Here is a 15,729-nt window from a genome sequence, read left to right as displayed (position 1 = left end):
TTAAAACCACATAATGTACCCCATGTTTTCCTTCGCCGGTACCAATAATTCTTTCCGTCCTTCGCTGGATCGTACCATGGGAGACAGCGAATTTTCTTCATTCAGTTCCAGGTAATACGCCTTGTCTCCTACCAGAAACAGCCCTTTTCCCAGATCCACGATTTGACCGGCAACTGCGAGCCGGAGGTAGGTATTTTCCAGCGAACCGCTCAGGCGCAGGGATCGACGGATGCCTTTTCCATCCGGTAACGGTTCCAATGAGTCTTCCACGCGAAGGTCAAAGGATTCGTATAAAAACTGCAGGTCGTGCGCTTCCGGCCCTATCAGATATCCTTTTGTTCTGAACCGACTACCGAGTGTATCGGCGGGCCAGGCCTCCTCCAATGAGGCAAGGCGCGCCAGGCTTAAGGCGGGAGTACCCAGGTGAACGATTGCGCCCATCGGCCTGGAAGAACCATCACCCCTGCTGTGCCACATGGGAGTTGCATTTAAAAACGCACCGCTCCAAACCTGCACCAAATGGCCAAAATCCATATCGTAGGTGTAATTTACCTGCTGCGGCGAACCCACAGAAACAGCATGCGTCACACGGTACCCACCCGGTATATCCATGAAACTTCGCAATACCGGCCGCTCCTTTGGATCAACCCGTATGGGATCCGGACCACTTGCACCTACAAGCGACGGATCCGATAGCACCACCGGACGGATTCCCGGACCGGCAACTTCGGCCGCTAAATTGGGTCTTACCCAATCCTGAACCTTGAGATAGACCAGTTCGAAGGCGCGCATTCCTGCTTCCAGATATACCTCTTCGGAAAGAGTCGGTCCACTGGACGTCGCGATTTCGCTGCCGTCGATGGACAAGCGTCCATTTCCACCGGGTAAAGAAAACAGAAAGGAATAATTTCCTTCCTCATGTACATGCAATTGTCCCCGGTACCGAATCGCAAACTGTCCGGCATCACCCGTCATGGAGGCCGAAAGTGTGTTCAGCGGGCCCGTTTTTTCTGCCTGTACCGCAGAGAAATCAGGTATTTCATCAAACTTACCTGTATAAAGTGAATAGGATAGATCCTGTAGTTCTGGTGCTGGATGGTCAAAAGAGGTTATCTGAAGGTTGCGAAAGGCGACGGCCCCATGATCTCCTTGTATCCGCAAAGGGCCACGACTCACTTCCTTTTCTGCCATGGCACCTCGGGTGGGGCCAAAAAGCTCCACATTTTCATGTAGCGTTACCCCATTTAATTGTACGTATAAAATACGGGCATTTTCGGTCTTTTCTCCAGCCGCATCAAATCGGGGGGCCCGGAAAGAAACCGAAAGCGACTGCCACAAACCTGGCGCTTTGCTGGCATTTTGCCTTGGTGCATAGCCCTGGTACCCTCTTTGGCCCGTGGGCTTTGTCTCGTCCCACCGCTGGTAGATGCCTCCATTGTCTGCCGCTCTGGGCATACGCACTCCCCAGCTATCGAGGATTTGGATCTCATACATGCCCTGCAGGTAAATTCCAGAATTAGAGCCTTTTGCTACCAGATACTCCATATCAAGGTCGAAATCCCCATACGTTTCACTGGTGAACAAGTCTCTACCTGTATCTTTATCCGTCGGCAGATTCACCAAGATCCCAGAACCTTCGACGATTTCCAGCACTCCTTTATTGGTAAGGTCCGCCAGCACATCGCCAGCTACCTTCCAGGTGCTACCAGGGTTCTCAAAAGCCTTCAGGTCGTCGAAGGAAATAGCATCCTGCGCCCAGGTATACGAGAAAGGCAGAACAAAAAACAACAACCAGTGTATTCCAAAGACTCTGGAACAGCTGCTTCGAAATCGGGACATAGGCTTCGCTTTAAAAACCAAGTGATACGAGAATTTTGTGGACAAAAGTAATCTTTTTAGTGGAAAAACATAGGCCAGCCTACATATTTGAAAAATGGTCGGTCCTGCCTGATTTGGTTGTTTTTCATTGGCTTCCCGGTAATTTTCTTTATTTTGTAAATATCCCGTTGAAAAAGCACTATGAAGCTACACACGATTTTAGGGGCCGGCGGAAATATTGGTACCGGTCTGGCCAGGAAGCTCGCAGAATCTTCCCACCCAGTACGTAGGGTGGGCCGTAACCCAAAGCCAATGGGCAGTCCGGAAGAGTGGCTAAAAGCCGACCTATTGGAGGCCGACCAAGTGATCGATGCAGTTAAGGGATCTACGATTGCGTATCTGGTCGCCGGAATCACTTATCGGACAAAAATTTGGGAGACCCAATGGCCCATTATCATGAAAAACGTCATTGCGGCCTGTAAAATCCATGAATCCAGATTGGTCTTTTTTGATAATATGTACGCATACGACCCGGCTGAAGTTGGCGGATTAAGTGAGGGTACACCCGTCCGACCAAAAAGTCGCAAAGGCGCCGTACGGGCAGCCATTGCTCAGCTACTACTGGATGAAATCGAAAAGGGCCAACTAACCGCCATGATCGTCCGAGCCGCTGATTTTTATGGACCAGGAGCACAGTCCAGCATGGTGCATGAGACTATTATTAACCGCATGAAAAGGGGTAAAAAAGCGCAATGGATGTACAACAAAGACAAAAAACACTCTTTTACTTTCATTCCGGATGCTGTCGAAGCGACCGCGTTTCTGGCCGGACAAGAAGGTGCCTGGAACCAGGTATGGCACCTGCCTACCTCTAAGGCCTACCCTTCCGCCCAGACAATCACCACCTTTCTGGCTACCAGATTGAATCAAGACGATAAAATTCAAGTGCTACCTGCCTGGGCCATTGGTTTGCTCGCGCTTTTTGTGCCATTGATGCGGGAAATTAAGGAGCTCAGGTACCAATTGGATGAAGATTATTGTTTCGATAGCAGCAAAATTGAAAAAGCATATGGATTGCGCCCGACTCCAATAGAGGAGGGTCTGGACGCCTGCCTTCGACAGGAATAATCCTGCCGCAGCAAGAAAAAAAATTAGTTTACCCATTTCAGTTAATCGTTTCCCCCTTCGTTATGAAAGACAGACTTCCAGGACTTCAACTTTTCGATTTAAGCGGCAAAAAGGCCATCGTCACCGGCGGGTCAAAAGGCCTGGGCCTGGCGATGGCAGCAGGTTTGGCTTCTGCTGGAGCAGACATACTATTGGTCAACCGAACCGCAGCGGATGGAGAAAAAGCGGCAGATGCGCTATCGGAGGCTTTTGGGGTCAGGGTCCTTTCCTTTGCCGCAGACATCAGCAAGGAGGAGCATACCGAAGCAATGGCTGCCCATGCGCTGAACCAATTTGGACAAATTGACATCTTGATCAACAGCGCAGGGATTAATATCCGTGGGGCCATTGACGAGCTCAGTCTGGAATCCTTCAATCAGGTCCAAACTGTCAATGTGACGGGCACCTGGCTGTGCGTCAAAGCAGTGATTCCTGCTATGAAGGCGAAGAAATCCGGAAAGATCATCAATCTGGCGAGTACCTTGGGCCTGGTAGGCCTGGCAAATCGCACCCCCTACACTGCCAGCAAAGGAGCGGTGGTGCAAATGACCCGGGCGCTGGCCATTGAATTGGCGCCTTTTGGTATCCATGTAAATGCGATTTGCCCCGGACCCTTCCTAACCGAAATGAATATCCCCGTCGCGGACGATCCGGCGACCCGGGATTTTATTATTGGTGCCACGGCACTCGGACGCTGGGGAGAGCTAAAAGAGATTCAAGGCGCTGCCCTGTATTTGGCGAGCGATGCGGCAAGTTACACCACCGGAAGCATGCTGACCGTCGATGGTGGCTGGACGGCAAAATAATCAAACAAGGGACGATGCAAATACGCCTAATTAGAAAACTGAATCGAACGTATTGCGACAGGATCCAGTAGGTATTGGTCACGATCGGGGAGTTGTTGTATCTGACGTACCACATCCATACCACGAATAACCTTTCCAAAAGCGGCAAATCCCTGGCCATCTGGATTTCGCTTACCCCCAAAATCCAATTCGGGCTGATCTCCGATACAGATGAAAAAGGAGGTTTGTGCACTATTCGGTTCCGATCTGGCCATGGATAAGGTCCCGTCTTTGTGCAAAATTCCAGTTTTTTCCGTTGTCTCCAACTGGATCGGCGCTCGTAGCAGGCTATCTGGCACCTCCCCTCCCTGAATCACTTCTATAGGAAATTCCCTGTCGGCTTCATTTGCGGTCGTGCACACCCTGAAGAAATGCGAAGAGGCATACGCGTCCTTAGCTACGTATTCCAAAAAATTGGCAACCGTGACGGGAGCCTGATTCGAAAAAAGATCAATCGTTATCTCTCCGAAATCTGTATCAAGGATGGCTCGATCGTAGCGCTGGCAGACCGCTACCTGAACAAGTCCTAGAAACGAACATAGTAAAAACGTCAACAACACGGCTTTATGCGGTTTTCCTATAAGACTATTACCCATATGCCTACTAATTTAACAATCTGTATCCTAACTTTGAACGTACGTCCTGTAGTAAATACCCTCAAAAATTAGCAAAAGGTGTGAAATATACAAAGGATGCGACAGAAGTTAGTGTTCCATAAACGCTTACAAATACGAACTCCGCCTTGCAGCGAGCTTAACTGCCGCAGAAAAAAACCGAATTCATTGCCTGGAACACAGCCAAGCTAGGTCAACCAGCACCTCGAGGATTAGGTTTTACTTTTAATTCGGATAATCATTGTTTCAACAGAACTTTTACAAAACATCTATCTTTATTTCAAAACCAAATACCAACATATATTTTTTTCGATATGTTTGACATTTAAATTAATACAAAAAGCTTTTTTTTAGAAACGAACGTAATTAATTGGGATATAGCTAATTAATCGGATAGAATATTATTTTTTTTAATTTACATTTGGATACAAATGGTTTATATTTCTATGCATTTGAATCATTCAATTCTCTAATCAATCATCAACCAAAACTCAATTTAAAATTATGGAAGAATTAATGGGCACAATCAAAATGTTTGCCGGGAACTTCGCGCCAAGGGGGTATGCCCTGTGCAACGGTCAACTTTTATCCATTAGCCAAAACTCGGCGCTTTTCTCGATCTTGGGAACAACCTACGGTGGAGACGGGCGCAATACCTTCGCCTTGCCGGACCTCCGAGGGCGCGTACCCATGGGACCCGGACAGGGACCCGGACTTTCGACACGGACCCTGGGAGAGACAGCGGGTCGGGAGAGCACGACCCTTTCGATCGCAAATTTACCAGCGCACAATCATCCCCTTGGGGCCAGTAACACGGCTGGAAATACCAATAACCCCCAAAACGCCTTTCCAGCATTGAGTGAGGTTCAGATCGACCGCTCAAATCCACCCGTGGCCGTAAACGCGTACGACAGTGGTGCCAATAGTAACATGAGCGCGCAGGCCATCGGCGTGGCGGGACAAAGTCAACCATTTGACCATACGCCGCCCTTCACTGGAATTAATTTCATCATCTGTACGCAGGGAATCTACCCATCCCGAAATTAAAAATGCTTGAAAGAATTCCCCGATAAAATGGTCGGGGAATTCTTTTTCAAACAAACAGCCATTTTCTTTTACGACCATGAAGATACTTTTAAAGCACCTGCTTGTTCTTGTCCTGCCATTTTTAATTTGCCACCTAGCCCCTGCGCAAACGACGGTAACCTTCAACGAAATCACCAATTACATCGGTACTTTTGGCGAAACCTACGACAACAGCGGTCTTCGGTTTTCTGTCACAAAAACCCTGGCTGCAACACCAAACTCCGGCATCAAAGCTACCGAAAACAACGGATACCTGGGCAGCGTGGCGTTAAACGACTCGAACCTCAATCCCAACGGCATCAATCAATGGACGATTCGTAAAACCGACGGCTCCTCCTTTCAGTTTATAAGCATTTTTCTTCAGGAGGGAGGTGTGGGTGCTTCTACTACGGGTACTATCAGTGCATTTAAGGCGGGGAACCCGATCGGAACAGCGAAAGCAATTACGTTTAATTCAGCATCCAACGGCCTAAAAACTTTTGACAATGATCCTGATTTTTACGATGTGGATGAGGTACGTATCAATGCCGACGATATCTATTTCTTTCTTGATCAGGTCACGACGGGAGCACCTTTTTCCCCTTTGGACGAAGATCCTCCCGTCGTGACGGGTATCAGTGTTAATGGAGCGCCGCCCACCACCGCGACAACGGTTAGCTTTACCGTAAATTTTTCTAAAGTTGCCCTCAACGTTAGTTTGGATGATTTTCTTCTGACTACATCCGGTACCACCGGCACACTTTCCGCCCTCAGCGGCTCGGGAAATAGTTACCAGGTCACTGCAACCGGCATTAGTGGGGAAGGCTTTATCCGACTGGACCTGAAAGGAAGTACCAATATTACCAATGAAGACTTAACAGGAGGTGTACCTGCGTTCACAACGGGTACACCCCATGCCGTCAGTGCTTGTTTTACGGAATTACTGGAGGGCGCTCCAGACGGAAGCACCACGTTCTCCAGCAATGGGTTGTCTTTTTCATTGGGAACGGGTTTAGAGGTAGAAAGCCGATTGGGCTTCGGTGCCGGAAACTCCAATCGATTTATAAAAAATACAAACAGTCCCGGAAGCTTTTCCATTCGTTCTGCCAGCTTGTTCACACTAAATACCGTAGACCTGTTTCTTTCCGATCTTTCCAACGGCGACAACCCTACCGGAAACGGAACGCTCACCGTAACAGGGAAAAAAGATGGAGCGACTGTGTTCACCATCCTTAAAACGGCCGGTTTTCCGGTCGATGCCACACAAAATGGCGGGTTTTTTACCCTTGATTTTTCCACCGACGGAACAGAAAATTTTAGAAATACCAACGTGGACGAGGTAGAATTTACGATTGCTGACGGGTTTCAACAATTATTACTAGATAATCTTAGTTTTTGCGCGGAAGTGCCGGACACCGATATTGCTGCACCGGCGATCCAGCGGATACTGGTAGATGGAAGTCCTGGCAGTACGGCCAGTTCCGTCTCATTTTCCGTCCTTTTTGATGAAAATGCGTTTAATGTAAGCCTGGATGACTTTTCCTTGGTAAAGACCGGAAGCGCAACCGGTACCTTGAATCAGCTGAGCGGTAGCGGAAGCAGCTATCTGGTAACGGTCACAGGTATTTCAGGAGAAGGCTCCCTGCAACTTCGACTAACCAGCGGGACGAATATTGCCGATGCCCTGGGAAATACCGGTCCACTGGAGTACGTCAACGGACAAATCCATTTGGTCGGAGCTTGCTATTCCGAATCCTTTGAAGACGAAACGGATGGATCCGTAAGTTTTAGTGGAAACGGACAGACCTTTGCCCTTTCGGGTAATTGGGCTGTAAGAAATAGAATTGGTTTTGGCGCCAATGGGTCAGCAAATTATCTGGAATCTTCCGGCGTCGGTCCTTACACGATACAAGTCAGCGGAACGCCTGTAGCAATAAGCAAAATAGGCCTTTACCTATCCTCTTTCGTATCTGGAGTGACCCCTACAAACGATGGGGCCCTTACCCTAACTGGAAAACTGGACGGAAATACCGTGTACACCATCCAAAAAAACTCCGGCTTCCCCACTGACTTTGGCGGCACCGGCGGCTATTTTAGTCTGGATTTTGCGACAGACGGACCCTCGGATTATTCTGGCAATTTCATTGATGAGTTGGTTCTGGAAATCAGCGGTGCCTTTACCTACCTGGCCCTGGATAATTTTGACTTTTGTCTCGATACGGAAGCACCGACAGGCTATTCGGTAACCATCGATCAATCCGAGATCGATGCCGCTAACCAGGATCAGATTGGATTTACATTTGCCGGAGCCGAAACAGGAACCAACTATTCGTTTTCATTCGCCAGTTCGGGTGGTGGCACTCCTGTGACAGGCTCCGGTACGATCGCCACTCCCAACCAACAAGTACCAGGAATCGATCTTACAAGTTTGCCAAATGGATTGGTGGTTCTAACCGTGTCACTTACCGACCTTTCAGGAAACACAGGGTCCGAAGCCACTGCACAAGTCACCAAATTTGTCAATACACTTCCCGAGATTAATCCAGACCCGATTACGGCACCCAGCTACCAGGAGAATGCCGCTGACTTATTGATTGCCGGAAGCATTGTAGCAAGTGACGCAGATGGAGACCCACTGGTCCGAGCGGTCATCCGGTTTGAAGGGTCGGGAAAAATTACGGGCGATGAGTTAAGCCTGGGCGACCCCTCGCCCTTTACCATACAGGAAGTAGACGATAACACCTTTGAACTAACGGGGACTGCTACGGCAACGGTTCTTACCGACATACTCCGCGACCTGTCCTTTCGCTCTACTTCGGACGACCCCAGCCTGGGAGGAACCGAAACGGAACGAATTATTTCCATCGTGGTCGAAGATGCCAATGGAGGCCTATCCGTACTGGCAAACGGTACCAATAACCTATCGATACCCGTAACGGCTGTGAACGATGCGCCCGAACTCGCTCTTCCAACCAATGAATCAACGGTTTCTGACCAGCCCCTTACATTCAGCATTTCAGCCGGCAACGGAATTGTTGCGAGCGATCCGGACGTAGGAACCAATGCGCTGCTGGTGGAACTTTCCGTGACGAATGGCAACCTGGACCTGGCAACCACTACCGGGCTATCTTTCTTGCAAGGCACAGGTAGTGGAGACAATTCCATGGAATTTTCCGGAAGCCTCACCGACATAAACAATGCGCTCGACGGATTGGTGTTCACCAATACAAGCGGTTTTGTAGGGGAAGCCCTGCTCTCAATTCAAGTCAATGATCAGGGAAATACGGGTACCGGGGGAGCTTTATCGGTAAATAATAACCTATCCATTCAGGTAAATGCTCCCAATGCTGCTCCGGTCGCTTCCGGCGTAAGCGCCTCCGGTACCACAGCAGTTGGCGAAAGTCTGACCGGCACCTATACCTATGCCGATGCCGAAAGCGACGCAGAGACCGGAAGTAGCTTTCAATGGTGGATAGCAGACGACGCTTTGGGTAGCAGCGAGGCAGCCATTGCGGGACAAAGTAGCCAAACATTGAACCTGCTTACGGATTACCTCGGGCGTTTTATCAGTTTTGAAGTGACCCCATCCGACGGAAACAATTCCGGTGTTGCGGTGAAATCTGCCTACGTAGGCCCCGTTTTTACGCTCCCAATGGTCACCACAACGGCTCCAGGCAGCATCGCGTTCAACGCTGCTTCCCTGGGCGGTGAAGTGCAAAACGATCAGTTTAGCCCCATAACCGAACGGGGAATTGTTATCAATGCTTCGGGAAATCCAGACCTGACGGATCAAAAAGTCAGCATGGGGTCTGGTACAGGTATCTTTTCGGCTACCGTCTCAGGACTGAATCCAAATACCCTATATTATGTCAGAGCCTTCGCTACCAATGCCGCCGGTACTTCCTTTGGTGCGGAAACAAGCTTTACAACGGAAAAGCAAGCACTTACCCTGGGAGGCACCTTCCAGGTAGAAAACAAAACTTACGACGGTACGGTGCAAGCGACCATGCTCAACAACAACCTGCAATTGATTGGTCCTCAGACAGGTGATGAGGTACTCCTCACCAATTTGGTCGTCGAATTTGCTGATTCTCAGAGCGGAGCCAATAAACCGGTAGCTGTCGTATCGGCGGGACTCAGCGGGGCCGATGCGGATGATTATACGCTGACGCTATCGGGTGCTCCGTTGGCTAGTGCGAGTATTCTTCCGAAATCCCTAAACATTACCGCTACCGAAGGCCTCTCCAAGACCTACGGTAGTTTGGATCCGAGTTTCACCTTTAGCAGCAGCGGCTTTGTTAACGGAGAAGACGAATCGCTACTGACCGGAGCCTTAAGTCGAGAATCCGGCGAAGGCGTAGGTAACTACGCGCTGACCCTGGGTACCCTTAGTGCCGGTGGCAACTACACGCTGGACTTTACTTCGGCGGCTTTTGGCATTAATCAGCAAACGCTGAGTATTACTGCTGAGGCTGGCCAAAGCAAAACCTATGGACAGGCCGACCCCACCTTTTCCTTTAGCAGCAATGGCTTTGTAAACGGGGAAGACGAATCGATTTTGACCGGAGCCCTCAGCCGGGAACCGGGTGAAGACGTGGGCAACTATGCCCTGACCCTGGGCGATCTCAGTGCTGGTGCCAACTATGCCCTGGATTTTACGTCCGCTGATTTTGGCATCAATCAGCAAACGCTGAGTATAACCACCGAGGCCGGCCAAAGCAAAACCTACGGACAAGCCGACCCGACCTTTACCTTTAGCAGCAGTGGGTTTGTAAACGGAGAAGACGAATCGCTGCTAACAGGAACCCTCAGCCGGGAATCCGGCGAAGACGTGGGAAGTTATGCCCTGACAATAGGCGACCTGAGTGCGGGTGCCAACTATGCCCTGGACTTTACCCCGGCTGATTTTGGCATCAATCAGCAAACGCTTGACATTACTGCCGATGTCGGCCAAAGCAAAACCTATGGTCAGGCCGACCCTACTTTTACCTTTAGCAGCAATGGATTTGTAAACGGGGAAGATGAATCGATTTTCACCGGAGCCCTTAGCCGGGAACCCGGCGAAGACGTGGGTAGCTATGCGCTCACCCTGGGCGACCTCACTGCCGGTGCCAACTATGCCCTGGACTTTACTCCGGCGGCCTTTGGCATCAATCAGCAAACGCTGAGTATTACTGCTGAGGTTGGCCAAAGCAAAACCTACGGGCAAGCCGACCCTACCTTTACCTTTAGCAGCAGCGGATTTGTTAACGGAGAAGACGAGTCAATTTTGACCGGAGCCCTCAGCCGGGAATCCGGCGAAGACGTGGGCAACTATGCGCTGACAATAGGCGACCTGAGTGCGGGTGCCAACTATGCCCTGGACTTTACCCCGGCCGACTTTGGCATCAATCAGCAAACGCTTAACATTACCGCCGATGTCGGCCAAAGCAAAACCTACGGACAGGCCGACCCTACTTTTACCTTTAGCAGCAATGGATTTGTCAATGGGGAAGACGAATCGATGTTGACCGGAGCCTTGAGCCGGGAACCGGGAGACGATGTAGGCAGCTATGCATTGACCCTGGGCGATCTGAGTGCCGGAGGCAACTACGCCCTGGACTTTACCCCGGCTAACTTTGCCATCAATCAGCAAACGCTGAGTATTACTGCCGATGCCGGGCAAAGCAAAACCTATGGACAAACCGACCCAATCTTTACCTTTAGCAGCAGCGGATTTGTTAACGGAGAAGACGAGTCGCTGCTAACAGGAGCCTTGAGCCGGGAATCCGGCGAAAACGTGGGCAGCTACGCACTGACAATAGGCGACCTGAGTGCCGGTGCCAACTATGCCCTGGACTTTACCCCGGCCGACTTTGGTATCAATCAGCAAACACTGAGTATTACTGCTGAGGCTGGCCAAAGCAAAACCTACGGACAGGCCGATCCTACCTTTACTTTTAGCAGCAGCGGCTTTGTAAACGGGGAAGACGAATCGATTTTCACCGGAGCCCTCAGCCGGGAATCCGGCGAAGACGTGGGCAGCTATGCGCTGACAATAGGCGATCTCAGTGCCGGTGCCAACTATGCCCTGGACTTTACCCCGGCTGATTTTGGCATCAACCAGCAAACGCTTACCATAACCGCCGATGCCGATCAAAGCAAAACCTACGGACAGGCCGACCCTACCTTTACCTTTAGCAGCAATGGCTTTGTAAATGGGGAGGACGAATCGCTACTTACAGGAGCCCTGAGCCGGGAATCCGGCGAAGACGTGGGCAGCTATGCGCTGACCCTGGGCGACCTGAGTGCCGGTGCCAACTATGCCCTGGACTTTACTTCGGCTGATTTTGGCATCAATCAGCAGACCCTGAATATTACTGCTGAGGTTGGCCAAAGCAAAACCTATGGACAAGCCGACCCAATCTTTACCTTTAGCAGCAGCGGGTTTGTAAACGGGGAAGACGAATCGATTTTCACCGGAGCCCTCAGCCGGGAACCGGGTGAAGACGTGGGTAGTTATGCGCTGACCTTGGGCGATCTGAGTGCCGGAGGCAACTATGCCCTGGACTTTACTCCGGCGGCCTTTGGCATCAATCAGCAAACGCTGAGTATTACCGCCGATGCGGGCCAAAGCAAAACCTACGGACAAGCCGACCCAATCTTCTCCTTTAGCAGCAGCGGATTTGTAAACGGGGAGGACGAGTCGATTTTGACCGGAGCCCTTAGCCGGGAATCCGGTGAAGATGTGGGCAGCTATGCGCTGACAATAGGCGACCTGAGCGCTGGCGGCAACTATGCCCTGGACTTTACGTCGGCTGCTTTTGGCATCAATCAGCAAACACTGAGTATTACCGCCGATGCCGGGCAAAGCAAAATCTATGGACAAGCCGACCCCACCTTTACTTTTAGCAGCAGCGGATTTGTAAACGGAGAAGACGAGTCAATTTTGACCGGAGCCCTCAGCCGGGAATCCGGCGAAGACGTGGGTAGCTACGCACTGACAATAGGCGACCTGAGTGCCGGAGGCAACTATGCCCTGGACTTTACGTCGGCTGATTTTGGCATCAATCAGCAAACACTGAGTATTACTGCTGAGGCTGGCCAAAGCAAAACCTACGGACAGGCCGATCCTACCTTTACTTTTAGCAGCAGCGGCTTTGTAAACGGGGAAGACGAATCGATTTTCACCGGAGCCCTCAGCCGGGAATCCGGCGAAGACGTGGGCAGCTATGCGCTGACAATAGGCGACCTGAGTGCCGGTGCCAACTATGCCCTGGACTTTACCCCGGCTGATTTTGGCATCAACCAGCAAACGCTTACCATAACCGCCGATGCCGATCAAAGCAAAACCTACGGACAGGCCGACCCTACCTTTACCTTTAGCAGCAATGGCTTTGTAAATGGGGAGGACGAATCGCTACTTACAGGAGCCCTGAGCCGGGAATCCGGCGAAGACGTGGGCAGCTATGCGCTGACCCTGGGCGACCTGAGTGCCGGTGGAAACTATGCCCTGGACTTTACGTCGGCTGATTTTGGCATCAATCAGCAAACACTGAGTATTACTGCTGAGGCTGGCCAAAGCAAAACCTACGGACAAGCCGACCCAACCTTTACCTTTAGCAGCAATGGATTTGTCAATGGGGAAGACGAATCGATTTTCACCGGAGCCCTTAGCCGGGAACCGGGTGAAGACGTGGGCAACTACGCACTGACAATAGGCGACCTGAGTGCCGGTGCCAACTATGCCCTGGACTTTACCCCGGCGGCCTTTGGCATCAATCAGCAAACGCTGAGTATTACCGCCGATGCGGGCCAAAGCAAAACCTACGGACAAGCCGACCCAATCTTTACTTTTAGCAGCAGCGGATTTGTAAACGGGGAAGACGAATCGATTTTGACCGGAGCCCTTAGCCGGGAACCGGGTGAAGACGTGGGCAGCTATGCGCTGACAATAGGCGACCTGAGTGCCGGTGGAAACTATGCCCTGGACTTTACTTCGGCGGCCTTTGGCATCAATCAGCAAACGCTGAGTATTACTGCTGAGGTTGGCCAAAGCAAAACCTATGGACAAGCCGACCCTACCTTTACCTTTAGCAGCAGCGGATTTGTTAACGGAGAAGACGAGTCAATTTTGACCGGAGCCTTGAGCCGGGAATCCGGCGAAGTCGTGGGCAGCTATGCCCTGACAATAGGCGATCTAAGTGCCGGTGCCAACTATGCCCTGGACTTTACCCCGGCGGCCTTTGGCATCAATCAGCAAACGCTGAGTATTACCGCCGATGCGGGCCAAAGCAAAACCTACGGACAAGCCGACCCAATCTTTACTTTTAGCAGCAGCGGATTTGTAAACGGGGAAGACGAATCGATTTTCACCGGAGCCCTTAGCCGGGAACCGGGTGAAGACGTGGGTAGCTATGCGCTGACCCTGGGCGATCTGAGTGCCGGTGGAAACTATGCCCTGGACTTTACTCCGGCTGATTTTGGCATCAATCAACAGACCCTGAGTATTACCGCCGATGCGGGCCTAAGCAAAACCTATGGACAAGCCGACCCAATCTTTACCTTTAGCAGCGGTGGATTTGTAAACGGAGAGGACGAGTCAATTTTGACTGGAGCCTTACGTCGAGAACCCGGTGAGGGCGTAGGCAACTACGCGATGACCCTGGGTACCCTCAGCGCCGGTGGAAACTACGTTCTTTCACTGACCGAAAACCAATTCCAGATTTTACCAAGAACCAAGAACGGAACGCTGGTGCTGGATGCAACCGGAATGGGACAATTGGAACCTTCGCTTCTATTGGATCAACCACTGCTTCCCGGACAGACGCTTGTCGTGGAAACGACCCAATTTAATTGCGGAAACCTGGGTACCCGGGAAATCGCAGTCGGTATTCGTAATTCAAACGGTCAGGTATTTTCCTCCACGGCGATACTTCGCATCGAAGATCAAACTGCTCCGGTTCCCGTGGTTGCCAACCTACCGCCACTGAGATTTGAATGTAGCATCGAAAGTCTGGAACCTCCAACGTCATTGGACAATTGCGGAGGCACCATCCCAGGAATACCGGCGCAGGCGTTGCCTATTCTGGAGAGCACGGTAATTACCTGGACCTTTACCGATTTGAGTGGAAACAAGCGTACCCAAATGCAGGAGATCATTATCGAAGATACCACAGCACCGATTATTGAATCGGTTCCCACGGATCAAACCATTTATTTAAACCAAACCTATGCGTTGCCAGATTTCACGAAAATGGCCGTAGCACAAGATAATTGCGAATTGTCCGGGTTTGTTCAGCTACCGGCACCAGGTACGGTATACACCGATAGCGAGACCCTACGGGTCCAGCTAATCGCTACCGATGTAGCAGGGAATCAAAGCGAAGCTGAATTTGTACTTCAGTTGGTAAATCTGAACCTGGTCGAAATTGAAAATCCTGCCTTGGTCTCGATAGCCTGGAATACACCTTTGGAAACCCTGTCTTTTCCGGAAACCATTCGAGGACAGCTTAGCAATGGGGAGGCGGTCGACATTCCGGTACAATGGACCATACCTGTGCTGGATACAAAAGTGGCCGGCTTGTACCAGTATACAGGAATACTTGAGCTGGGTGAGATTCAAAACCCCGATCAGCTGGACCCAGTGCTTAGCATACTCGTAGCGGACAAAGCCCTTCCACAAGAAATCACCTTGTCTGCTAATACCTTTGAAGCAGATAGCGATCTGGGAACGAGGATTGGAACATTGGGTACTCTGGATCCTGCGGACGATGTGCATATCTATTCACTGATTCCCTCCTCCAATGACAACCAATACTTTGGAATTGCAGGAACAGATTTGTTTTGGAACAGCAGTGCTGCGCTACCAGGAAAATCTGAGTTTACCGTAGACGTTAGAAGCACCGATCGCGCTGGGAATACCATTTCCCAAACATTCACCTTGCGTCGAAACCGGATGCCGTTGGAAGGTATTTCTGTTCCCAACACCTTTACTCCCAATGGAGATGGTTTCAACGATGACTGGGGAATAGATGACCTTCGGTATTACCTGGGAGCAAAAGTAGCCGTCTACGAACGTAGCGGTAAACGGGTTTTTTATACCGAAAATCCGGACATGCGTTGGGATGGAACTTACCTGGGTAAGCAATTACCGACCGGTACCTATTTCTGGGTGATTAGCCTGGACGAAACCAATGAAACCCGCAGAGGCGTACTTACAATTTTTAACGATTAATTGA

At 50.6% G+C, this 15,729-nt stretch carries 6 protein-coding genes; 4 read left to right on the top strand and 2 right to left on the bottom strand.

Translation table 11 applies throughout. The annotated features are described in order from the left end of the window. On the bottom strand, nt 1–1,839 hold the full coding sequence (locus ABWH99_RS11520) for a DUF1080 domain-containing protein (RefSeq protein WP_375586423.1): 1,839 nt from the start codon (nt 1,837–1,839) through the stop codon (nt 1–3). Nucleotides 1,840–2,019: 180 nt separating this feature from the next. Between ABWH99_RS11520 and ABWH99_RS11515 the strand changes: the two genes are divergently transcribed. Both ABWH99_RS11515 and ABWH99_RS11510 read left to right on the top strand, forming a co-directional pair. Beyond that, nucleotides 2,020–2,946, top strand: coding sequence for an NAD-dependent epimerase/dehydratase family protein (locus ABWH99_RS11515; RefSeq protein ID WP_375586422.1), 927 nt, complete (start codon nt 2,020–2,022; stop codon nt 2,944–2,946). A gap of 62 nt (nt 2,947–3,008) precedes the next feature. Continuing rightward, on the top strand, nt 3,009–3,791 hold the full coding sequence (locus ABWH99_RS11510) for an SDR family NAD(P)-dependent oxidoreductase (RefSeq protein WP_375586421.1): 783 nt from the start codon (nt 3,009–3,011) through the stop codon (nt 3,789–3,791). Between the two features lie 26 nt (nt 3,792–3,817). Here ABWH99_RS11510 and ABWH99_RS11505 read toward each other — a convergent pair whose 3' ends face one another. Then, nucleotides 3,818–4,426, bottom strand: a complete 609-nt coding sequence (locus tag ABWH99_RS11505; RefSeq protein WP_375586420.1) for a peptidylprolyl isomerase — start codon at nt 4,424–4,426, stop codon at nt 3,818–3,820. A 534-nt stretch (nt 4,427–4,960) separates the two neighbouring features. On the opposite strand from ABWH99_RS11505, the gene ABWH99_RS11500 reads away from it, so the two are divergent. Then, nucleotides 4,961–5,491 (top strand): phage tail protein, encoded by a 531-nt coding sequence (locus ABWH99_RS11500; RefSeq protein ID WP_375586419.1) that lies wholly within the window; start codon nt 4,961–4,963, stop codon nt 5,489–5,491. Between the two features lie 76 nt (nt 5,492–5,567). Beyond that, nucleotides 5,568–15,725: an MBG domain-containing protein gene (locus tag ABWH99_RS11495; protein ID WP_375586418.1), complete on the top strand. Its 10,158-nt coding sequence runs from the start codon at nt 5,568–5,570 to the stop codon at nt 15,723–15,725. Nucleotides 15,726–15,729 lie beyond the last annotated feature (4 nt).

It is taken from the genome of Cyclobacterium xiamenense, assembly GCF_042140265.1.
GTDB classification, from domain to species: Bacteria; Bacteroidota; Bacteroidia; order Cytophagales; family Cyclobacteriaceae; genus Cyclobacterium; species Cyclobacterium xiamenense_A.
The sequence above is the reverse complement of the archived record's forward strand: the minus strand, read 5'-3'. Positions and strand labels throughout refer to the sequence as shown.

What these genes read in the sequence shown, in the direction of transcription:
- ABWH99_RS11500 (WP_375586419.1), top strand. Translation starts at nt 4,961, where the DNA reads ATGGGCACAATCAAAATGTTTGCCGGGAACTTCGCGCCAAGGGGGTAT.
- ABWH99_RS11505 (WP_375586420.1), bottom strand. Translation starts at nt 4,426, where the DNA reads ATGGGTAATAGTCTTATAGGAAAACCGCATAAAGCCGTGTTGTTGACG.
- ABWH99_RS11515 (WP_375586422.1), top strand. Translation starts at nt 2,020, where the DNA reads ATGAAGCTACACACGATTTTAGGGGCCGGCGGAAATATTGGTACCGGT.
- ABWH99_RS11520 (WP_375586423.1), bottom strand. Translation starts at nt 1,839, where the DNA reads ATGTCCCGATTTCGAAGCAGCTGTTCCAGAGTCTTTGGAATACACTGG.
- ABWH99_RS11495 (WP_375586418.1), top strand. Translation starts at nt 5,568, where the DNA reads ATGAAGATACTTTTAAAGCACCTGCTTGTTCTTGTCCTGCCATTTTTA.
- ABWH99_RS11510 (WP_375586421.1), top strand. Translation starts at nt 3,009, where the DNA reads ATGAAAGACAGACTTCCAGGACTTCAACTTTTCGATTTAAGCGGCAAA.